Origin of the sequence: Acinetobacter sp. XS-4, assembly GCF_023920705.1 — a bacterium.
Lineage (GTDB): Bacteria > Pseudomonadota > Gammaproteobacteria > Pseudomonadales > Moraxellaceae > Acinetobacter.
This window is the reverse complement of the sequence record NZ_CP094657.1, coordinates 3,232,883-3,255,106: the sequence shown is the minus strand read 5'-3', so window position 1 is coordinate 3,255,106 and position 22,224 is coordinate 3,232,883. Positions and strand designations below refer to the sequence as shown.

General features: G+C 38.5%; 23 protein-coding genes. 13 read left to right on the top strand and 10 right to left on the bottom strand.

Annotation, left to right across the window (positions count from 1 at the left end; translation table 11 throughout):
• Positions 1 to 6: 6 nt before the first annotated feature.
• Both MMY79_RS15080 and aat read right to left on the bottom strand, forming a co-directional pair.
• The gene (locus MMY79_RS15080) at positions 7 to 822 is read right to left on the bottom strand and encodes an arginyltransferase (protein ID WP_252609896.1); all 816 of its coding nucleotides are present in this window, start codon (positions 820 to 822) and stop codon (positions 7 to 9) included.
• 18 nt (positions 823 to 840) lie between these two features.
• Positions 841 to 1,572: a leucyl/phenylalanyl-tRNA--protein transferase gene (gene aat / locus MMY79_RS15075; protein WP_252609894.1), complete on the bottom strand. Its 732-nt coding sequence runs from the start codon at positions 1,570 to 1,572 to the stop codon at positions 841 to 843.
• Between the two features lie 108 nt (positions 1,573 to 1,680).
• Between aat and MMY79_RS15070 the strand changes: the two genes are divergently transcribed.
• Complete coding sequence (locus MMY79_RS15070; RefSeq protein WP_252609892.1) at positions 1,681 to 1,980, top strand: putative quinol monooxygenase; 300 nt, start codon at positions 1,681 to 1,683, stop codon at positions 1,978 to 1,980.
• Between the two features lie 55 nt (positions 1,981 to 2,035).
• Here the strand turns inward: MMY79_RS15070 and trxB are convergent, their stop codons facing one another.
• Positions 2,036 to 2,986 (bottom strand): thioredoxin-disulfide reductase, encoded by a 951-nt coding sequence (trxB, locus tag MMY79_RS15065; RefSeq protein ID WP_252609890.1) that lies wholly within the window; start codon positions 2,984 to 2,986, stop codon positions 2,036 to 2,038.
• A gap of 269 nt (positions 2,987 to 3,255) precedes the next feature.
• Here trxB and MMY79_RS15060 point away from each other — a divergent pair, with 269 nt between their 5' ends.
• Both MMY79_RS15060 and rhtC read left to right on the top strand, forming a co-directional pair.
• Positions 3,256 to 6,297 (top strand): DNA translocase FtsK, encoded by a 3,042-nt coding sequence (locus tag MMY79_RS15060; protein ID WP_252609888.1) that lies wholly within the window; start codon positions 3,256 to 3,258, stop codon positions 6,295 to 6,297.
• Positions 6,298 to 6,456: 159 nt separating this feature from the next.
• Positions 6,457 to 7,077 carry a threonine export protein RhtC gene (gene rhtC, locus MMY79_RS15055; protein WP_252609886.1) on the top strand — a complete coding sequence of 207 codons (621 nt, stop codon included), beginning with the start codon at positions 6,457 to 6,459 and terminating at the stop codon, positions 7,075 to 7,077.
• Positions 7,078 to 7,119: 42 nt separating this feature from the next.
• Here the strand turns inward: rhtC and MMY79_RS15050 are convergent, their stop codons facing one another.
• From MMY79_RS15050 to MMY79_RS15025, 6 genes are all read right to left on the bottom strand, one after another.
• Positions 7,120 to 7,407: a PA4642 family protein gene (locus MMY79_RS15050; protein WP_252609883.1), complete on the bottom strand. Its 288-nt coding sequence runs from the start codon at positions 7,405 to 7,407 to the stop codon at positions 7,120 to 7,122.
• A gap of 84 nt (positions 7,408 to 7,491) precedes the next feature.
• On the bottom strand, positions 7,492 to 7,764 hold the full coding sequence (gene minE, locus MMY79_RS15045) for a cell division topological specificity factor MinE (protein WP_003653273.1): 273 nt from the start codon (positions 7,762 to 7,764) through the stop codon (positions 7,492 to 7,494).
• Between the two features lie 2 nt (positions 7,765 to 7,766).
• On the bottom strand, positions 7,767 to 8,579 hold the full coding sequence (gene minD, locus MMY79_RS15040) for a septum site-determining protein MinD (protein ID WP_004794144.1): 813 nt from the start codon (positions 8,577 to 8,579) through the stop codon (positions 7,767 to 7,769).
• A gap of 66 nt (positions 8,580 to 8,645) precedes the next feature.
• On the bottom strand, positions 8,646 to 9,374 hold the full coding sequence (gene minC / locus MMY79_RS15035; protein ID WP_252609881.1) for a septum site-determining protein MinC: 729 nt from the start codon (positions 9,372 to 9,374) through the stop codon (positions 8,646 to 8,648).
• A gap of 120 nt (positions 9,375 to 9,494) precedes the next feature.
• Positions 9,495 to 10,541 (bottom strand): preprotein translocase subunit SecA, encoded by a 1,047-nt coding sequence (locus MMY79_RS15030; protein ID WP_252609879.1) that lies wholly within the window; start codon positions 10,539 to 10,541, stop codon positions 9,495 to 9,497.
• 16 nt (positions 10,542 to 10,557) lie between these two features.
• The gene (locus MMY79_RS15025) at positions 10,558 to 11,484 is read right to left on the bottom strand and encodes an acyltransferase (protein ID WP_252609878.1); all 927 of its coding nucleotides are present in this window, start codon (positions 11,482 to 11,484) and stop codon (positions 10,558 to 10,560) included.
• Positions 11,485 to 11,729: 245 nt separating this feature from the next.
• Here MMY79_RS15025 and MMY79_RS15020 point away from each other — a divergent pair, with 245 nt between their 5' ends.
• The 10 genes from MMY79_RS15020 to MMY79_RS14975 all read left to right on the top strand — a co-directional run bounded on the left by MMY79_RS15020 (position 11,730) and on the right by MMY79_RS14975 (position 21,736).
• Positions 11,730 to 12,383 (top strand): OmpA family protein, encoded by a 654-nt coding sequence (locus tag MMY79_RS15020; protein ID WP_252609877.1) that lies wholly within the window; start codon positions 11,730 to 11,732, stop codon positions 12,381 to 12,383.
• 195 nt (positions 12,384 to 12,578) lie between these two features.
• Complete coding sequence (locus tag MMY79_RS15015; protein ID WP_252609876.1) at positions 12,579 to 14,618, top strand: UvrD-helicase domain-containing protein; 2,040 nt, start codon at positions 12,579 to 12,581, stop codon at positions 14,616 to 14,618.
• A 25-nt stretch (positions 14,619 to 14,643) separates the two neighbouring features.
• Positions 14,644 to 15,096 (top strand): dUTP diphosphatase, encoded by a 453-nt coding sequence (dut, locus tag MMY79_RS15010; protein ID WP_003653255.1) that lies wholly within the window; start codon positions 14,644 to 14,646, stop codon positions 15,094 to 15,096.
• A 199-nt stretch (positions 15,097 to 15,295) separates the two neighbouring features.
• Positions 15,296 to 16,714, top strand: a complete 1,419-nt coding sequence (locus MMY79_RS15005; RefSeq protein ID WP_252609875.1) for a phosphomannomutase/phosphoglucomutase — start codon at positions 15,296 to 15,298, stop codon at positions 16,712 to 16,714.
• 15 nt (positions 16,715 to 16,729) lie between these two features.
• Entirely contained in the window at positions 16,730 to 17,635 is a 906-nt protein-coding gene (gene argB, locus MMY79_RS15000; protein WP_252609874.1) for an acetylglutamate kinase, read from the top strand.
• 122 nt (positions 17,636 to 17,757) lie between these two features.
• Entirely contained in the window at positions 17,758 to 18,540 is a 783-nt protein-coding gene (locus MMY79_RS14995; protein ID WP_252609872.1) for a GNAT family N-acetyltransferase, read from the top strand.
• Positions 18,541 to 18,647: 107 nt separating this feature from the next.
• Positions 18,648 to 19,496, top strand: a complete 849-nt coding sequence (locus MMY79_RS14990) for a class II glutamine amidotransferase (RefSeq protein WP_252609867.1) — start codon at positions 18,648 to 18,650, stop codon at positions 19,494 to 19,496.
• Between the two features lie 251 nt (positions 19,497 to 19,747).
• A complete protein-coding gene (locus MMY79_RS14985) occupies positions 19,748 to 20,203 on the top strand; it encodes a bacteriohemerythrin (protein WP_013198763.1) in 456 nt (151 codons plus the stop codon).
• 151 nt (positions 20,204 to 20,354) lie between these two features.
• Positions 20,355 to 21,422, top strand: a complete 1,068-nt coding sequence (locus MMY79_RS14980) for a hypothetical protein (protein ID WP_252609866.1) — start codon at positions 20,355 to 20,357, stop codon at positions 21,420 to 21,422.
• On the top strand, positions 21,422 to 21,736 hold the full coding sequence (locus MMY79_RS14975) for an RnfH family protein (protein WP_252609865.1): 315 nt from the start codon (positions 21,422 to 21,424) through the stop codon (positions 21,734 to 21,736). Before MMY79_RS14980 ends, MMY79_RS14975 begins: the two co-directional genes overlap by 1 nt.
• 64 nt (positions 21,737 to 21,800) lie before the next feature.
• Here MMY79_RS14975 and bamE read toward each other — a convergent pair whose 3' ends face one another.
• Positions 21,801 to 22,199: an outer membrane protein assembly factor BamE gene (bamE, locus tag MMY79_RS14970; protein ID WP_252609864.1), complete on the bottom strand. Its 399-nt coding sequence runs from the start codon at positions 22,197 to 22,199 to the stop codon at positions 21,801 to 21,803.
• Positions 22,200 to 22,224: the final 25 nt, after the last annotated feature.

Genomic DNA, 22,224 nt, shown 5'->3' with positions numbered 1-22,224 from the left:
TCAAAATTATTTAATAATTAAATTATTCCATTCAGAAGGTAATGTTGTCATAAGCGACGTACCTAACTGTTGAATTTCGTCTGGTGATAAGGATCTGTTTAAACGGCGCCATTGTCCATCGAGTAAAAGTTCTAAAGGGGTGTATTGTGATTTATAATTCATTTTGGCTGAGTGCGGCACCCAGTAGCCTAAATAAAGATATTCTAAACCAAGCGATTTAACATATTCGATTTGGTTCAGAATAGAGTACACACCAAGTGATCTGCGATGCTCATCTGGATCAAAGAATGTATAGACCGCAGACAGTCCATCATCCATTAGATCGCAAGTAGATACACTGATTAAACGGTTATCTTTCCAAAGCTCAAGGAAAAAGCTATTTGTACAACTATGTACTAAAAACTTTTCAAACTGATCTAAGCTAGGTGGAAACATGTCACCATCAGCATGGCGTTCATTAATATAGCGTTCATATAAATCATAATGAATTTGAGCAGCTTGCTGAGTCGGCAAAACAGTCATGGTCAGATCTTGATTTCTTTTCCACGCTTTTTTTTGCATGCTGTTCATTTGGAACTCGGCAACTGGGACACGACAAGACAAACATTGTCTGCATAAATGGCATTCAGGGCGATAAACGAAGTCACCGCTACGACGAAATCCTAAACGAGAAAGTTCCGAAAGAGTGACCACATCAATCCGATGAATAGGGTCTAAAAACACCATGCGCGCTGATTTATTTTCTAAGTAGCTGCAATCATGAGGTGGAGTAATGTAATACTGCAGATCATTTAAAAGGGACTTCGGGTGATATGATTTCATGATTGGTCCCTCCTGTTATCATTCCATTAATTTTGCATCTAACGCTATTGTTTTACTTGAAAATACACGTTCTTGATACTTTTTCCAATTGATAGAGGGGTGAATAATTACATCTTGTAACGATTTTAAGTAGTCTTGACGAGAAAGTGTACAAGCTCCTAAGCTAATTAAGTGACTATTTACAAGTTGACAGTCTACCCAAGGGAGCTGATTTTCTTGTCCAATCAGCATTAATGTATAAAAAGCCATTTTTGAAACATCTGTCTCATTACTAAACATTGACTCACCGAAGCATCCTTTGCCAATCGTAATGCCGTATAGACCTCCGACAAGTTCATTTTGCTCCCAAACTTCCACACTATATCCATAGCCAGCATTAAACATCTCACAGTAGCCTTGAATAATATCTTCGCTAATCCAAGTTTCGTCTGCATAACTTCGTGGTAAAGAACATGAGCGAATAACTTCTTCGAAGGCGTGATTAACCGTAATTGCATAGTCATATTTTTTCATGTTTCTAAGGAGTGACTTGCTTGGCTTGTAGTTTTCAGGGTAGATCACACAACGAGGTTCTGGGCTCCACCAACAAATAGGTTCATCTTCATTAAACCACGGAAATAATCCATGGGTGTATGCTTCATATAGGGTAGAAGGGGAGAGATCAGCTCCAATACAAATTAGACCATGACCATCAGGATCGGATTCAATGGGGTCAGGGAAAATGAATTGAGAGAGTGGAAGTTTCTGCATAGAAAATAAAATGAAATGGAATAATTCAAAATTAACTTAACTGAGCTTCATTGACAATTTTTATTGTTCATCTTTAGCATGAACGAATACATAGAAAAGGTTTGTTTAATGCTAAAACTTATTGCAGAAGATTTTATTGATATTAGAAAAATTGATTTTGTTTTACCCCTTTATCAAGAACTCGTTGAAAAAACGAGATGTGAGGAAGGATGTATTGCCTACGATTTATATCATGATATAAAAAATTTAGGACATTTTGTTTTTATTGAGGAATGGGTAGATCGAGCAGCATTAGATCGACATGTTCAGTCTGAGCATTTTCAACGGTTAGTTCCTCAAATTGACCAATATCAGACGAGGTCAGGACGTTTTACACATTTGGACCATTTTGAAAATATGAAGAGATAAACATTATAAAAAAAGACATCCAATCGTTGATTGGATGTCTTTTGTATTAATTGAATTAACCGAGATTATCTAGATATTTTTCAGCATCTAGAGCAGCCATACAGCCTGACCCAGCAGAAGTAATCGCTTGACGATAAATGCTGTCAGCGACGTCACCAGCAGCATAAACACCAGCTACAGAAGTTGCTGTTGCATTACCAGATGTACCGCTTTGTACTTGGATATAGCCATCACGTAAGTTTAATTGACCATCAAACATTCCAGTATTTGGTTTGTGGCCAATTGCAACGAATAGACCATGAACCTCTACGTCTTGTTTAGAGTCATCTTGAGTCGATTTAAGGCGTACACTTGTTACACCAGTATTGTCACCCAATACTTCTTCAACTTCGTGATTCCAGATAATGCTGATTTTGCCTTCTTTTTCTTTGGCAAATAAATGATCTTGCAAAATCTTTTCAGAACGTAAGCTATCACGGCGGTGTACTAGCGTTACATGTGAAGCAATATTTGACAAATAAAGCGCTTCTTCAACAGCAGTGTTACCACCACCTACAACCATTACTTTTTGGTTTTTGTAGAAGAAACCATCACATGTTGCACATGCGCTTACACCTTGTCCCATAAAGTTTTGTTCAGACTCTAGGCCAAGGTATTGAGCTGTAGCACCAGTTGCAATAATCAAAGCATCACATGTGTACTCTTCCATATCACCTTTAAGAACAAAAGGACGTACATTTAAGTCCACTTCGTTAATATGGTCATAGACGAGTTCTGTACCAAAGCGTTCAGCATGTGCTTGCATACGATCCATTAATGCAGGACCTGTTAAACCTTCAGGATCGCCCGGCCAGTTGTCAACTTCGGTTGTTGTTGTAAGTTGCCCACCTAGTTGTAAACCTGCAATCAAAGTAGGTTTAAGGTTTGCACGCGCTGCATAGACAGCTGCACTATAGCCCGCAGGACCAGAACCGAGAATAATTAACCGAGAATGACGAGCACTCATTGAGGGTATCCTTATTTATTTCGAGAATTTTGAAAATTATACGTGAATTTGCCGATCAATAGCGTTAAATCAATGTGGATAATATTGATCAGGTCAATCGAATTAAGTTATATAACAATATAGAAGTGCCTCATGTTAACAACAACTGTAAAGAATCATGCACCTTTTTTGTAAGAACAGGTGCATAATATAAAGTTCATTCGTTGAAGATCTAGAATGTAGTTCTTCACATCTCTAAACCAATAATTAAATGGGTTACAGGACAGTATATGACTGCGGTGTCGAGTGTTTATGCACAGCGCTTATTGATGACATTATTCTTGGTTTCTTTTGGCATTTATATGTTTCTGGCGACAGTAACATATACACCATTTGACCCGGGCTGGATGCATATTTCCAGTGATACTCAGCAAGTATCCAATGCAAGTGGTATTGCTGGCGCATGGATTGCAGATTTGCTGTTTGGTTTTTTAGGATGGGCAAGTTTGCTTATTCCAATTTTCCTTTTTATTGAAGCAATTCAGGTGTGGTGGCCACGTAGTTTTTTAAACCGCCCATTTCGTTATGCTGCACAATTCTTTTTAATTTTGGTTGTGTCTAGCCTGCTTTATTTGCACTGGAATGTACCAGCAGATACTTTAGATAATGCGGCTGGGGGAATTATTGGTTACGAGTTAGGGCAGAGCCTATCTCAATTGCTAACAATTTACGGCGCGACTTTATTTTTACTGGCTTTCGGAGTGGTCTTGTTTACTCTTGCATTTGGGGTGCAATGGAGCAAAACATGGGTTACGCTCAAAGCGACACCAAGCTATTTACAAGATTTATTTTATAAAAACGTATCACCAAACGAATCGGACTATGACTTAACAACTCAGCCTGCTAACAAAGCAGCGGCAGTTAAAGTTGCAGAAAATGCAGAAAAAGATGCTTCAAGTGAGAAAGTAGCTTCAGTTCAATCTGAAAGCACTCAATCACAACCAGCGGCAACACGACATGATGCGGTTGCTGAGCGCCTATTTGCAGATATGCTAGCCAAAGAGCAGAGCCGACCTGAGCCTGTAGCAGATACACCGGTTGCAAATACACAAAACTTTGAGCATACGCTTGAGCAAGCTCATAAGCTTGAAAAAGATAGTCAACGTTTAGTGGCTACTGGTGAAGTATGGCGTGCTTTACAACGTGATGATGCGAGCCATAAGCAGGAAATTGATGCGCTCTTAAGAGCAGCTGACGATTCAACAGAACAAGCTCCTACACATGAGCCATTCCAGCAAACTATTTCTCAAGTTCATGAAACTCAACCTACAGTTAAACAAGACTTAAATAGTCTTGACTGGAATGATGATGAGATTTTTGATGAATTGCTTGCTGCAGTTCCAAATAGTAAAACTGCAACAGATGTGCATACACCATTTGTTCAAGATCAGCATGTGGTCGCAGAACCTCCTTCGCAATCAGTGAACATTGCGAAAGAAGCTACTTCACCTTTATCGAATGTAAATCAGTCACCTAAAAATTTAGCAAATGAACAAGTTTTTGAAGACTTCGATGATTTATTAATAGATGAAGATATTGCGCCAGCAGAACCTGTCAGAGCAAGTAGTTATGCGCAATCTTCAGCATTTGTAAAAGCTCCAATTCAAACGACTATTCAGGCTGATAAACTTTCAAAAGAAGAGTTTATTGAGGCTTGGCAGGAAACTGCAGGAAAGCCGCAGGAAAATCCTGATATTGATGAAGACGATTTTGATTTAGATGCACCATTAACAGATGCATCTGGTCGACCAATGTCTCGTGCAATGCAGGTTGCCAAGAAGCGTTTAGATTTACCAACATTACCGGGCCTTGAGCTACTTGATAAGGTTGATCCAAATAAGAAAGTTAACTTCACTGAAGAGCAGCTTTCGCGCTTATCTGAATTACTTGAAATTAAGTTACAAGAATTTAATGTTAAGGCTCAAGTGGTTGAAGCTCAACCGGGACCTGTAGTCACCCGTTTCGAGTTAGATTTGGCACCGGGTGTTAAAGCATCCAAAGTAACGAATATTTCGCGTGACTTAGCTCGTTCAATGTCGATGGCATCTGTTCGTGTGGTGGAAGTAATTCCTGGTAAACCATATATTGGTATTGAAGTACCAAACAGTGCCCGTGAAATGGTGCGTTTGATTGAGCTATTGGAAACGCCAACATATCGCGATCCAAGTGCATTAATCAGTATGGCAATGGGTAAAGACATTTCAGGTAATCCAGTATTAACTGATTTAGCGAAAGCCCCGCACATGTTGGTTGCTGGTACGACAGGTTCTGGTAAATCAGTTGCGGTAAACTCGATGATTTTATCGATGTTGCTTAAATATACACCTGACCAGTTGCGTTTGATTTTAATCGATCCAAAACAACTTGAACTTGCAAACTATAATGATATTCCTCATTTATTAACTCCAGTCGTTACTGATATGAAAGATGCAGTAAGTGCATTGAACTGGTGTGTGAATGAAATGGAACGCCGTTATAAGCTGATGTCATTCTTAAAAATTCGTAAATTAAGTGACTACAACCGTAAAGTTGAAGAAGCAATTGCGAATGGGGAAGATCTAATTGACCCAACGTGGAAACCAAGTGACTCTGCAACACAAGAACGTGCACCTCGTCTAACACCGTTACCATCTATTGTGATTGTGGCAGATGAGTTTGCCGACATGATTATGCAGGTGGGTAAAAAAGCAGAAGAAATGATTACGCGTTTAGCGCAAAAATCTCGTGCTGCGGGTATCCATCTATTGCTTGCAACTCAACGTCCGTCTGTTGATGTGATCACAGGTTTGATTAAAGCCAATATTCCAACGCGTGTAGCATTACGTGTAAACAGTAAAATTGACTCACGTACTATTTTGGACGCAGGTGGTGCGGAAGATTTGCTCGGTCATGGTGATATGTTGTTCTTAGGACCAGGTAAAATTGAACCTGAGCGTGTGCATGGTGCATTCATTAGCGATGATGAAGTCAACCGCATTTGTGATGCTTGGCGTGAACGCGGTGAACCAGATTATGTCGACGAAATCTTAACTCCATTTGATGAAGAGCCGACTTCACGTGGTTTTGAAGATGGTGAGGGTGGTTCTGACCGTGATGCACTTTATGACCAATGTGTGTCATTTGTTTTAGAAACCCGTAAAGCTTCTACATCGTCACTACAACGTAAATTTAGCCTTGGTTATAACCGTGCTGCCCGTATCATTGATCAAATGGAAGAGAATGGTATTGTGAGCGCAATGGGGCCTAACGGTAAGCGGGATATTTTGGTTTAATAGCTCAATCCTAATAAAAAAAGCCTCTCTGGAGGCTTTTTTTATAATTCAAATAAACTGAATCTATTTATAAAATGACTTAGAGATTTTAACGTATAGTAAAAAATGCTAATGTATTTTTCCTAAATAAATAACAATGAATTCAATCTGGAGGAAAACATGTTACTCGCTCTGATTACTTTAGCTTTTATCCATTTTTGTGCACTTATTACTCCCGGACCTGATTTTTTCCTTGTATCTCAAACAGCGATTAGTCGATCACGTAAAGACGCTATGTTAGTGGTCGCTGGTATAACAGCAGGTGTTATGTTTTGGGCTTGTTTAGCACTGATGGGATTAAATCTTATTTTTGAGAAAATGGCTTGGTTAAAGCAAGGTTTACTTATTGCCGGTGGCTTATATTTGTGTTGGTTAGGCTATCAGATGTTACGTTCGGCTTTTTCAAAAAATCAGCAAGAGGATAATGTTGCTGTAGAGCTACCAAAAGCACCTTACCTATTTTTTATTAAAGGTCTTATAACGAATCTATCAAATCCTAAAGCTGTTATTTATTTTGGTAGTGTTTTCTCTTTATTTTTAGCCAATCCTCAACTTGATCAAGTTCACTGGCTACTCTTTATTATTGTTACGGTTGAGACGATTTTATGGTTCTGCTTCGTAACATTTATTTTTTCATTACCGAGTTTTAGATCAGCTTATCGTAATTTTTCAAAATGGATTGATGGTATTTCAGGTGGTATTTTTACCATATTTGGTATTTTCCTGATTGGTAATCGATAAGTTTAGTCATTAAAAAAGCCTCTTTAAGAGGCTTTTTATTTTTTAAGCAAACTTTGCTAGAACTTCTAAAAAGGGTGCCGATTGACGCGGAAATTTGGCAATCACATCATGAATGCGTTGGCCTTCAGGGTCTTTAGCATTAACATCGCGTCCGTCCGCAATAAATTGAGTCAAAAGACGTTCATAGTCTGTTGGGCGCATATGTTTGAATGCATGGTAGAGCACATGAAAATCTGCGTTCACACCCTCTGGCGGAAGTTGGTTGAGGTAGGCAAAAACACGCTCATCGGACCATTCTTCATTGAAAGTTGCTGGCTGTGATAATGCCATGACAATCTCCTCAGTTTTAAAAAAGGCAAAATAACTTGCGTTATTTTGCCTTGATTCTGTTTTATTGAATAGTCAGAAATAGAATTATCGTTCTTCAGGTAAATTGATATTCATTTCTAACATTTCGATATTAGCTTCAGAGCGAACCTGCATTTGGATATGCTGTTCACCTACACCGCTGACATAACGACTAACCACTTGCATGATTTCTTTCTTCATCTGATCAATCTTGTCTTGGCTTAAACGGCGGCCTAAACCTTGTTCAGAAGCAACAATAACTTTTAAACGATCTTTTGCAGTTTGAGCACTTGATGGCTTTTCGTCACTGCTAAATAATTTACTCCAGAATCCTGCCATATCTACGCTCCAAATAGTCGTGCTAACCAGCCTTTAGGTTGAGCTGTGATGTGTCTATAAGGACGGTCTTCACCAAGAAAGCGAGCAACCAAATCATCATAACCCTGACCAGCTTTAGTTTCTGAATACAGAATTACTGGCTTACCCTCGTTTGATGCTTGTAATACACTTGGACATTCTGGAATAACACCTAATGTCGGTACGCGTAAAATATCTTTAGAAATATCATCAATGGTCAGCATTTCCTGACGGTCTGCGCGTTCAGGGTTGAAGCGTGTAATACATAAATGTTTACGTATACGTCCTTCGTTTTGTTCAACTTTTTTGGTTTTGCTATCCAACATCCCAATAATGCGATCAGAGTCACGTACTGAAGAGATTTCAGGGTTTGTAACAATGATTGCTTCATCTGCATGATACATGGCTAAAATCGCGCCACGTTCAATACCAGCAGGTGAGTCACAAATGATGTAATCAAATTCTTGAGATAGCTCATCAATAACACGAGCAACACCATCGTCGCTCAACGCATCTTTATCACGTGTTTGTGAAGCCGGTAAAATATAAAGGTTTTCGATATCTTTATCGCGAATAAGGGCTTGTTGCAGACGTGCTTCGTTGTTAATCACATTGACAAAATCATAAACAACACGACGCTCACAACCCATAATCAAATCAAGGTTACGTAAGCCTACATCAAAATCAATCACAACAGTTTTATGACCACGAAGGGCTAAACCTGTTGCAAAAGATGCGCTCGTTGTAGTTTTACCTACACCACCTTTGCCTGATGTTACGACAACAATTTTGGCCACCGAATCCACTCCTATTATGGTCATTCACCCTTAAAAGGGCTGTTTTTTGGTGATTTGCTTAATAAACTAAAGTTCAATCGCTTCGAATTCAAGCTCTTGCTTTTCATTTAAATAAATATGTACTGGCTTTTTTACCACATGTTTAGGGATATCATCTGCGACACAATACGTTCCGGCAATGGAAACGAGCTCAGCCTCTAAAGATTGGCAAAAAATGCGTGCAGCTGTGTGCCCGCCCGCACCAGCAATGACTCTACCACGAACTGTGCCATAAATATGTATATTTCCTGATGCAATAACTTCAGAACCACTATTCATGCCAGCTTTCAAAATAATATCGCCGTTATCTTGTACGAGGGATTGGCCTGTACGCAAAATTTCATCATGATAAGAGGTAATATGAGCAACCGCTATCTTGTTTAGTGGTTTTTTTGTTTCTGCTGAAGACGAGGCAGGGGCAATAGCTGGTTTTTCTACAATCGCTACTTGTTCTGTTGTGGCTTTAATACGCTGTAATGGTTGATCTGCCGATAAAACAGGGAATTGAATAGCGCGAGCTTCATCTCCTAAAATACCGTCGATTACCGCCATAGGCTGTAGACCCAAGCTCACCAGAAGTTGAATTAATGCAATTAATTCTTGCTCAACTGTACTGTCAATAATTACTAAAGTTCCTTGATGGGAACCTTCATTTAATATATTTGATAATTGCTGGCGGATCACATCATGATCATTGGTATCGAAGGTTATCCTGCTAAAGTTAACCATTCTGCCGGTAATCCGGATATCAGCCATAAGTCTTCCTTCAAGGCGTTAAACGAGCTGTAATAGCGCTAAGTTTATTGTAAATAGGGCAAATGCTAGAACAATTTATGCCAATTCTCTAGCAAGATTCATAAAAAATTAAGTAAATGCTTATTCTTTGATTCGATCATGCTCCGCAAGCGTTTGTTGCCATTGTTTGACCTTAACTTGTTTTCGTACAGACTCGAGTGTCTCGAACACAACAGATTCAACCAATTGCTCAAGCTGACGATTATTAATATTTATTTCACTGACTTTTTGAGAAATTAATTGATAAGTGGAATTCGGACTGTTTGGTGATCCTTCAATTAAAGGTTCAATTAAACCTGCACTAATATTCTCACCTAGTCTTTGACCAATGCTTTGAATTTGCTGTTCAATGCGGCCGCCGACTAAAGGAATTAAGCGTAATAATTGGGTTAGCTCAGGTGTGTCCACTATGGCCTGATCTACAATTCTCCCAACGCCTTTTGTAATTGCTGGTTTTTGTTCTTTTAAAGCAGTGGCTAAAGACTCTTGTAATAATGCTGTTAGGGTAGCAGTAAATTGCTCACGATGGTGATTAACCAAGTCGTGAATGATCTGTTTATGGCTAGAACTGGTTTGAAGTTCATATCTAATACCATCAATCACGGTAATAACAACACGATCGGAAAGTTCTTCCATGACAACGCGATAATAAAATAATCCAGTCTTTCTCCAGCTTTCCGGAATAACTCGATAGCCCATTTCGTGTAAACGATAAGCAATAATCCCAGCTCGGAATAAACGTAAAAAACGAAGCTGAGGAATAATGGCTAAAATTTCATACCAGTGAATAAAAGGGAAAAAGAACCAACGTTTATGGTGTTTATTGATGATCGCAATGCTCCAACGAACAAATAGCTCAACAATTAAAAAACCAATAAACCAAGCTTCCGATGTGATTACCCACGGATGTAGTGAATTTCGGTAAAAGCTCAGTATCTGGGGCAAATGAATGTGTTCAAAGAACCATGCCCCAATACTGCTCATTAAAAAGAAATTTGTAGCAAGACAGAACAGGTTAAAAATAATAATAAACACCATAAAGATGTCATAGATCAGAAACAGCTTAAACGAAAGACTGTTTGGATCTACATGATGATATTTCGTTTTTTTCCCAGCGCTGTTTTGCATAATAACGGATGCTTTCTTAAATATTCGTAGAGGTATATTGAGATTTCATTTGCTCAATAAGTTGATCTTTTTCGGTCCAGATTTCATGGACCCATTGTTGGAAACGTTCACGATAAATTGCATCATCTTCATAGTTCCCACCGAGAACCCAGTCTGGGATTTCAATTTTACGCAAATTAACCGCAATTTTTGAAACATCACCTAGCCAGAAATCACTATATCCAGGGACGCCATTCGGATAGACAATCGTCATATCAACTAAAGCATCAATTTTGTCACCCAAAATATTCAAGGCAAGTGCCAAGCCACCTGCTTTAGGTTTAAGCAAATGTTTATATGGCGATTTTTGCTGGTCATGTTTTTCTTGAGTAAAACGAGTACCTTCTAAATAATTCAATAATGTAAAGGGCTGACTTAAAAGTTGCTCACAGGCTTTACGTGCTTCCATCATGTCACGGTCTTTGAGCTCAGGATTCTTTGCGACCTGTTCTTTGCTGTGACGCTTCATCATCGGGAAGCCTAGAATTTTAAAAGCTTGTCCAACGAAAGGAATAAAGATGAGTTCCCATTTGGTAAAAAAGCGGGTGAGTGGCATGCGGGTTAAACCAAAATATTGATTCACCGTTGTATCGACCCAACTTTGATGGTTACATGTCATGAGATATCGACCTTGCATATTGAGGTCAAGTCCCTCATCAATCGTAATATCCCATTTTAGATTTGGTAAAACATGGTCAATTAACCAATTATTTACGCTTAACCAGCTATTTGTAATTTGAATATTAGTTTCATCAACTTTTGATGATTTTTTTAAAAGCTTAGTTAGGCCTAGTGCAAGGACAGGTGGACCATGAAAAAACGTACTTCCTGTAATGACTGTACCTACAGTGAGTCCACGTGTAATTTTTTTTAGCGCAGATTGCTTATTGGGTGCAGTTGACATATGAATGACCCCGAATGTCTAAAATCCATAGAAAAGTTGTTCAACTATAACTGTCATAATATGAAATACAACGATATCTTAGACAACAATGAAGAAATTGTGATGAGGTTGCATCTTAAAGTGCATCAAAATATTACAAAAAAGTAACTAAAGTGTTTATTATTAACAAAATATCAATGTTTTATACTTCCTTTTTGTTTCATTATTCACTCAACAACAAAACACTCAAAGTGAGGAGGCATGCAATGCGTGCATTAGTTATTTCAACAGTGGTAGGGGCAGCAGTAGTACTTTCTGGTTGTCAAACAACAGGTAACAACCTTGGTGGCGTTGAATACGATAAAGCCGCATTAGGTACTTTAATTGGCGCAGCAGCTGGTTATGGTATTTCTAAATCAAGTGCAAACTCTAGCCGTCAAAACAACCGTGCTGCAGCAATTGGTGCAGTTCTTGGTGGTGCTAGTGGTTTATACCTTGACCAAAAAGAGAAAAAATTACGTCAACAAATGGCGGGTACTGGTGTAGACGTTGGCCGTAATCCAGATGGTTCTGTTCAATTGATCATGCCTGGTAGCATTACTTTTGATACAAACAAATCAAACATCAAGCCAAACTTCTATGCAACTTTAGACAAAGTAGCTCAAACATTGGCTGAAGATAACAAGAGCGCGATTTTAGTCACTGGTTATACAGATAACACTGGTAATGACTCTATCAACATTCCATTATCTCAATCACGTGCACAATCAGTTAAAAACTATTTAGCTGGTAAAGGCCTTTCATCTAGCCGTATCGACGCGCAAGGTTTTGGTTCATCTAACCCGATCGCAGATAACTCAACTGCATCTGGCCGTGAACAAAACCGTCGTGTAGAAATCAGCATTTATGCTAAACAATAAGATTTAGTTTATTGTTTCAAAAAACCACCTTCGGGTGGTTTTTTTTATGTGTACAGAACAATAAATAACCACGACAAGTTGCGGCGTATAAATTGCATTATTAGACATCATTTATACATATCCGTAGATTTACTATTGGGATTCTAAAACAGAGATGACTATAATCATGCTCGAAAAATTAAGAGGTAATACACGATGTCATCTGCCAGTCAATTGAACAACAAGCAAGAAGAAGCCATGAAATATACTCAAGGCCCTTTATTGGTGCTTGCTGGTGCTGGTTCAGGCAAAACATCGGTAATTACTCGTAAGATTGCTTATTTGGTGCAGCATTGCCGTATTCCAGCGCATCGTATCACCGCGATGACCTTCACAAACAAAGCTGCCCGTGAAATGAAAGAGCGTGTGACCAAGCTTTTGTCACGTGAAGAATCAAAAGGTTTATCAGTTTCTACTTTCCATACTTTTGGTTTAAATCTTTTACGTTTAGAACTTAAAAATTTACCTTTAAAAGCCAATTTTTCGATTTTAGATGCAGACGACTGTAAACGTATTTTGATGGATCTGATGCATCGTGACAATTTGTCAGGTGCGGAGAGTAAAGAATTAATTGCTAAAGCAATGAAAAAGATTTCAGATTGGAAAAATGATCTGATCGTGCCAGAGCAAGCGCATTCAACATGTGAAACACCTGAAGATGTACAGTTTGCTCATCTTTACCAACTTTATGAACGTAATTTACGTGCTTACAATGCAGTCGATTTTGATGACCTCATTGTTATGCCAACACGTTTACTGCAAGAAAATGCAGAAGTACGTGATAAATGGCAAAACCGTGTTCGCTATTTATTGGTCGATGAATATCAAGATACGAACACCGCCCAGTATATTTTGGTCAAACTTTTAGTTGGTGTAATGGGGCAATTTACAGCGGTAGGTGATGATGACCAGTCAATCTATGCGTGGCGTGGAGCCAAGCCTGAGAATATGGCTTTGCTTAAGCAGGATTTCCCAAATTTACAAATTATTAAGCTTGAACAGAACTATCGTTCAACCAGTCGTATCTTAAAAGCTGCGAACTGCGTTATTCAAAATAACCCACATATTTTTGATAAGAAATTGTGGAGTGATAAAGGGCATGGTGAAGTCATCAGAATTATTACGTGTCGTAATGATGACGATGAAGCAGAGCGCGTGGTCAAAGACTTACTTACTCACAAGCTCATGAACGGTAAAAACTGGAAGGATTATGCAGTTTTATATCGCGGGAACTTTCAGGCGCGTGTATTAGAAACACAGCTTCGCCAAATGCAAATCCCTTATAAACTCTCTGGTGGTACATCGTTCTTCGCTCGCGCAGAAATTAAAGACGTAATGAGCTATTTGCGTCTTATTATTAACCCAGAAGATGACAGTGCTTTCTTGCGTATTATTAATACACCTAAACGCGCAATTGGTCCGGTTACTCTTGAGAAGTTAGGTTTATTCTCACAAGAAAATAATCTGTCTTTACTTGGTGCTTCTGCTGACCAACGTTTAAGCATGGTACTTCCTAAAAAGGCAGAAACTCAACTGCATGAGTTTGCTGACTTTATTGCGACATTTACACGTGAATTGTTGGAAGACGATGAACCCGTGCCTAAAGTTCGTCAAATGATGAATGAAGCTGGCTATATGGATTACGTTCGTGAACAGTCTGCAACACCTGCACAAGAGAAAAGTAAGCTCGATAATATCGAGAATTTATTTAACAGTATTCAAAACCTGATTAACCGTGCAGAAGATGTTGATGAAAAAAATATTGAAAGTGTCATTCGAAAACTGGTTCTGCTTGATCTGTTAGAACAGCAGCAGGAAGAAGAAGATACAGACAAAGTTAACCTTCTTACTTTGCATGCAGCAAAAGGTTTGGAATTCCCATATGTGTACATTATGGGACTCGAAGAAGAACTATTGCCGCATAAGAACTCGATTGCGGCAGAAACCATTGAGGAAGAGCGCCGTCTCATGTACGTGGGAATTACTCGTGCACGCCAAGGTTTAACCTTAACACTGGCGGAACAGCGCAAAAATGGCGGACAGATGAAACAGATGACGCCTAGCCGTTTCCTTGATGAACTTCCGCAAGATGAGCTCGAGTGGTTAGGGCGTAAAAAGAAAATTGCGGCTAATGTTGACCCTAAAGAACAGGCTCAACAATATCTGGCAAATTTAAAAGCTTTATTAAAGCGTTAATTTTTTTTAATTTTTAGGAAATCCCATGAAAGTTCAAGTGAAATTGCTCGATCCGCGTTTAGGTAAAGAATGGCCTTTACCTTCATATGCAACAGCAGGTTCAGCGGGTTTAGATTTACGTGCCTGCGTCGATGAAGCAATTGATATTGAACCAGGACAAACTGTTTTAGTTAAAACAGGTATGGCAATTTATATTCATGATGTAAATTTTGCTGGTTTAATTTTACCGCGTTCAGGTTTAGGTCATAAACACGGTATCGTGCTTGGTAATTTAGTTGGTTTGATTGATTCAGATTATCAAGGTGAATTGATGGTTTCTGTTTGGAACCGTGGTCAAACCACATTCCGTTTAGAACCAGGCGAGCGTTTGGCACAGTATGTTTTAGTGCCAGTCGTACAAGCTGAATTTGAGCAAGTAGAAGAGTTTGAAGAAACTTTACGTGGCGCTGGCGGCTTTGGTCACACAGGTAAACAATAAGTTTTTCTAAAATATTAACGAAAATCAAACGCCTGTTGAACAGGCGTTTCTTTTTACATCTTGAATGTTACAATGGATTATATTACAACACGCTTTACTCATATTCTTTTAACTTTTTTAGCAAACAAACCTTTCAAAAATTTTGAATAATCTATGTTTTTGCGATAGATCGGATTGATCTTTAAATAGAAGATACGCTATGAATGTAAGACACTCTTTTCCAAAAAGTATTTTTCGTGCTTACGATATTAGAGGCAAACTTTCTTACTTAACCGCGGACGTTGTTCGTTCGATTGCCTACGGATTGGCACAACAATACAAACAAGCAAAACAAACTCAATTAGTGGTTGGCTATGACGCTCGTCTCACAAGTCCAGCTTATGCCCACTTAATTGAAGAAATTTTAATAGAACAAGGTTTAAAAGTTACCAACATTGGCTGTTGTTCATCACCAATGATGTACTACATTGCGAGAGATTTTGGCGGCAATGGTATTATGGTGACCGCAAGCCATAATCCAAAGTCAGATAATGGTATTAAGTGGATTTTAAAAGGTGAACCGCCGTCTCCCGAAATGATTCAGCAGGTGGGGGAAAATGCCCAAACGTATGTACCAACTCATTCCATTTCTGTACTTGAGCTAACCCTACCTCAATTTAAAGCTGAGTTTTGTCAGAAATATCAGCAAGCCATTTTTAAAGATATTCAATTAAAACGTCCTTTAAAAGTTATTTTAGATGGTTTACATGGCTCTGCTGGCCACTGCTCAAAATTAATATTGGAAAAAATGGGCTGTGAAGTGATTGCTTTACGGACTAATCCAAATGGCGAGTTTCCAGATCATGCACCAGACCCTTCGCATGCAGCCCACTTAACTCATTTGCGTAAAGCAGTGGTTGAGCAGCAGGCAGATATTGGTATTGCTCTGGATGGTGATGGAGACCGTGTTGTTTTAGTGGATGAAAAAGCCCAGATATTGACTGCGGACCGTTTGTTGTCACTTTTTGCGCAAATGTGCTTAGAACAACACCCCGAGCAAGAAATTGTTTTTGATGTGAAATGTTCACGTATGGTTCAAAAAACAGTCGAACAACTCGGCGGAAAAGCAAAAATGATCCGTACTGGAAGTAGTTTCTTACGCGCTTATTTATCTCAGTCAAATGGACGCGCTATTTTTGGTGGAGAATATGCAGGCCACTACGTTTTTAATGATGGGCGTGGTTTTGGCTACGACGATGGCTTATATGCTGCATTACGTGTAATGGAATATTTTACCCAATCTAGTGCAACAACAATTTCTGAATTATTTGCTCCTTATCCAGAAAGATGTTGTACAGAAGATACTTATATTGGTACATATCAGTCCGATCCGAAGTATGTATTACAAGATATTGAAATTTTAAGTCATCGTTTAGGTGCTCGAATCAGTAAAATTGATGGCGTACGTCTTGATTTTGATGATGGTTTTGGCATTATTCGAGCATCAAATACTGGTGAATATTTTACAGTAAGATTTGATGCAGATAATCCTTTACGATTAAAGGAAATCCAGCAAAAATTTGTAGATATGTTGCAAGAGCACTATCCGCAAATTGCACAAGAACTTTCAGAGGCCTAAGTAAGGAGAGGCGTAATGCCCCAACATCAGCATATCGGTGTCGACAAAGCAAAAATCTTAATTGAAGCTTTGCCGTATATTCAACGCTTTACTGGTAAAACGCTGGTGGTGAAATACGGTGGCAACGCAATGACTGATCCGGAGCTAGAAAGTTCATTTGCCCGAGACATCGTTTTACTTAAAACTGTCGGGTTAAATCCGATTGTTGTTCACGGTGGTGGGCCACAAGTTGACTCATTTTTAAAGCAGTTAGGCCGTGAGTCTGATCGTATTGATGGTATGCGTGTAACTGATGCTGCAACCATGGAAGTGGTTGAAATGGTATTAGGCGGCAGTGTAAATAAATCAATTGTTAACCTGATTAATAAACATGGTGGCCGTGCAATTGGTTTAACGGGTAAAGACGGTAACTTACTTCGTGCCCGTAAATTACTTATGGAAAAGCAAGAAGAAGACGGCTCTATCAAACATATCGACTTGGGTATGGTTGGTGAAGTGACAGGCGTTAAAACTGATGTATTGGAAATGTTCACCCAAAGTGACTTTATTCCAGTGATTGCGCCATTAGGCGTAGATGAAGAAGGTAATACGTATAACATTAATGCTGATTTAGTTGCAGGTAAGGTTGCAGAAGCTCTAGGCGCTGAAAAGTTAATTTTGCTTACCAATATTACTGGTGTGCTTGATGAAAATAAAAATCTGTTAACTGGCCTTAGTACGCAAGAGGTTGATCGCCTCATTGAAACAGGCGTGATCTATGGCGGTATGATTCCTAAAGTAGGCTGTGCACTTGATGCTGTTAAAGGTGGCGTTGTGAGTGCGCATATTGTTGATGGTCGCGTACCACATGCAACCTTACTTGAAATCTTTACTGATCATGGGGTTGGAACGCTCATTTCTAACCGCAGTAAAACTGCTTAAGAAATCCGTTATTCTCAATAAAAAGATCACCCTAGGTGATCTTTTTTTATACCAATTTAATTTGGTCATTTTTTTGTCATGAGCTTTGACTAGTGTATGGGGTGTCACTAGGAGCGTTCATTATGCTGGAAAAACTTAATCAATATCGCCAAACCTGGACTTTACCTTTAAATCGTCATAAAGCAATAAATCAGACACAATTTCGTTTTGAATGGGTTGATAATTTAAAAGAATTACAAGATGTACAGCGATTCCGTGCACAACAATTTAGCCAACAATTTGGAATTCATTTTGAAGATAACTTAGATCAAGACATTTATGATTTTGGTTGTGAGCACGCAGTCCTACGTGAAAAGTGGACTGGAGAAATTGTAGCGTATACCCGTCTAAAATTATTTCAAGGTCATGAGATCGCACAAAGCTACAGCGCACATGAGTTTGATATTGTTCCTCAGTTATCACACCTTCCGAATGTGTTAGAAATAGGGCGTACCTGTGTGCATCCACGCTTTCGTAATGGTAAAGCTCTTTCAACGCTTTGGATGAATCTTGCACCTAAAGTGTTGTGGTCAATGCGTGCTAAATATTTGATGGGCTGTGTCAGTATTCATTTGCAAGATAATTTGGCTAGAGCGTACTACACACATCGCCAGATTCAGCAATTATCTGAAAGCAAAACAATTGATATTCGTTCGAAAAAAATCTATGAACCTGAATATCCTGAGTTTAGCTTTCCACAAGATGAACGTATGCCAAAGTTGTTTCAAATGTATTTGAGCATGCAGTCAAAACTATCGAAACAGGCATTTTTTGATGAAGAATTTAACTGTCTAGATTATTTTGTATTTCTGGAAGTGAATAAAGTGGCGACTTCATTTGTCATGAATAAAATGGGTCAGCGTTAATCATATGTCCTATTTTCTAGTAGCCAGCACATATTGAGATTTGCAAGCAATTTTACTCTCATGCACAATAGAGCAGATGGGGTAATTAGAAGTAGTTTAAAAGCGATATGTGCCAGCTATTAGGAATGAATTGTGCAACACCAACGGACATCACTTTTTCTTTCCGTGGGTTTTCACAGCGTGCAGGAATTACCTCAGACCATAGTGATGGATTTGGTATTGCATTTTTTGAAGATAAGGCTTGTCGACTATTTGTTGATAACCAGTCGGCAGTGGAATCTCCAATTGCCGATCTTATCCGTAATTATCCTATTAAATCACGTAATGTGATCGCGCATATTCGTAAAGCGACTCAAGGTAAAATTACATTAGAAAACTCTCATCCCTTTATTCGAGAGTTGTGGGGCCGTCAGTGGATTTTTGCCCATAATGGTGATTTACATGACTTTGATCCACCCCTGAGTGGACGTTTTACACCTGTAGGGAATACTGACAGTGAACGCGCATTTTGTTATTTGCTCGATCAACTCGTTGAAGCTTTTGGTTATGAAGAACCAAGTCTTGAACAGATATTTGAAGTATTAGAAAAAATTTCTCCACAAATTGCTGAATACGGCACATTTAATTATTGCTTATCGAATGGTAAAGCATTGTTTAGTTATGCGATTACTAAATTACATTGGTTGGTTCGAGAATATCCATTTAATCAGGCTCATTTAATTGATTTAGATGTTGAGGTTGACTTTAGTCAGGTAACAACTCCTGAGGATCGTGTAGCAGTAATAACAACGGAACCTTTAACACATAATGAAAATTGGACAGCTTATCAACCTGGTGAAATGATTTTATTTCAATATGGTAAGCCAATTAAAAAAGCAATTACTCATGTTGAAAGATTAAAGCGTGAGCAGGAAAATCCAGCACTTAAGCGTATTAATCGTGCAGATCAATATTAATATAAAATATATTTAAAATATATGAATAGAGATATTTATATATATTGGTCGTTTATTAATAAAGTATTTTGTTTAAAAAATACTTTATTATTTTAGTTGGTTAATTTTTTTAAAAATAAATAAAAACAATAACTTGGGTTGAATGTGTTTTCTATATGGTAAATCCGACAAAATAGCTTTGTTTTTATTTATATTCTTTAAATATATCATGGAGTTTATGAAACAGTCATTGAACATCATTGGGGAGATGCATGAAAATGAAATGGGCTTCAGAATATAATACGGGTATTGATGTAATTGATGAGCAACATAAACGAATACTTGATTATATTAATGAAATTGATGATGTAAAAGATGATGAAGATAGACGTCGAATTAAAGATGTTTTAGATAATATTATTGATTATACGCAATCACATTTTACTTTCGAAGAAAGTTTACAAGAGGAAGCAGATTATAAATATCGTGTACCACATAAACGGGTACATGACTTGTTTATTAAAAAAATAGAGTTATATCGTGAGCGTTTTGAAATGGGGCATACTGTTGAAAAAGAGCTACAAGAAATTTTAGCAAAATGGTTAATTAACCATATTCAACATGATGATGCTGATTATGTGGGGGCTGTAAAAGAAAATATGATGGGAATTATTAGAGAAAAAGAAAAGAAGAAAGGGAAAAACTGGTTTGCTCGGTTTTTCGCATAATTTAAATAACAAAACTTATAATTTTAGTTAGCGCAGCAAACTATCGTTTCGGTAGTTTGCTTTTTTTATTGAGCAAACTTTGATTTTCAGGCATGAGACGGGCAAAATATCTATAGTCTTTTTCAAGGAATGCATAATGCAGGACATCCCTATGTCACGATGGTTATCGCCCCTGATGGCGTTTTGCTTATCTTTCATCATTATGGCGACATTGGCGCCCGCTATGGGGATCCAGATTGATCGTCAAATCGATTTCTGGTTATTGTGGTTAGGCACAATGTTGTTATTGGCTTTGCCAGTTTGTTATTTAGAAATTGCTTTAGCAAAACGGTCGAAGACTACTGCTTTAAATGCTTTATCAAGTTTAACTCGTGAAGCAGATAGTTCACCAAAATGGCGTTTGGCTGGTTGGCTTGCAGTTATTTTTATTCCATTTTTAGCCGGGAATGTACTCAGTACTGCTGGCAATTTACTGACAGTACAGTTCAATAACAGCGTTTCTGGGCAAATTGTTTTTGCTGGTCTTGCTGTTGCTGCTTTAATTTTATCTTTTATTCCGCGTCAGATTTTAATTGTATTAATGACAGTTGGTGTAATCGCTTCTCTTGTTTTAGCTAATACAATGGGAACGACTTTACAGCCTTGGCATTGGACAAACGTTGAGTTTAAAGAGTGGGGTAATGCGACTGTACTTGCCCTTGTTGCGAGTGGTTTAGGCTTAGGACTTTACTGGCAAAATAGCTTGTCCGTCATTCACTCTCAAGAAGGCGCTACACGAACTGTACTTCCAATCTGGTTAGCTCAGTTGATTGCTGTCGTTGCGTTTGGTTTCTTTTCTCTTCAAGCACAGCTTCCTGTTTTTACCTGGATTTTTACTGCGGTAATGACAACAGCGCTGTTTATTCAACTTGCTAAAGAACAGCTTGCTCAACGTCAACTGATGTACGTTTTACAGTGGGTGATTATTGTTGTAGCAATTGCAGTTTGGGCTGTACCTGAACTTCACGGCATCTTTACGCTGATTTTGATGCTTTGGGGATTACTCATTTGCCTGATCTATGCAATTTTTGCTGGTTGGATTATGAAAATTAGCCACTTGCGTAAATCAATGAATTTTAGCAATGAGTTGTTCTATAACTTGTGGCGTATTGCGGTACGTATTGTTTTACCGCTTTCAATTGTAATTGCCATGATTGCGGTCGTTGGACAAATTATCTGATGGAAAAAGCTCAGCAAGTGTGGGTTGCTTTTGCAGCCCCAGAGCAACAGTTTTTAGTTGCTATTCCATTTGAAGCTGGAATGACAGCATTACAAGCAGTTGAAGCGAGTGGGCTGCAGAAACAGGTAAGTTTACCTGAGCCATTACAACTTGGCATATTTGGTGCCAAAGTTGAGGCACATGCAATTTTACAAGCAGGCGATCGGGTAGAGGTTTATCGACCTTTAACGATTAATCCTAAGGATATACGCCGTAACCGCGCCGAGAAAAATCCTGTGGGGCGATATATTAAAAGTAATCGCTTAAAGCAATAAGCCCTATAAATAAAACCCCTCGAAGTATTTCACTTGAGGGGTTTATTTTTATTAGAAAAAACGATTATAGTGGTGGGGCAGTTAAAATCGCTTCTTTAGAAGCAGGTAAACCTGGTTGCGATTCTGGAATAGTTTCTAAACCTTCAATTTTAGTTACTGTGCCAGTGCCATCAAAGTAAATTTTTAAATGCTGACCATGTGCTGCGGGGATTTTTGCCTTTTTAGCATAAGTTCCCGGGATATAGTTGTAAATGTAGTCCCAACGCTGAGGATTGAGGGGATCAGTCACAGTTGGACTACCAAGCAAAAAACGCACTTGCTGGAAATTCATGCCGACTTGTACTTGAGAGGCCTGAGCTTTGGTCAAAGGAGTCCCTTGAGGAATATCAACCTTATATACACCAAAGATTGAACAACCAGCAAGGAGTGAAGTGACTAATAACGTCAGCACGATTTTTTGCATTTTGCTACACTATCCCAATAAATTA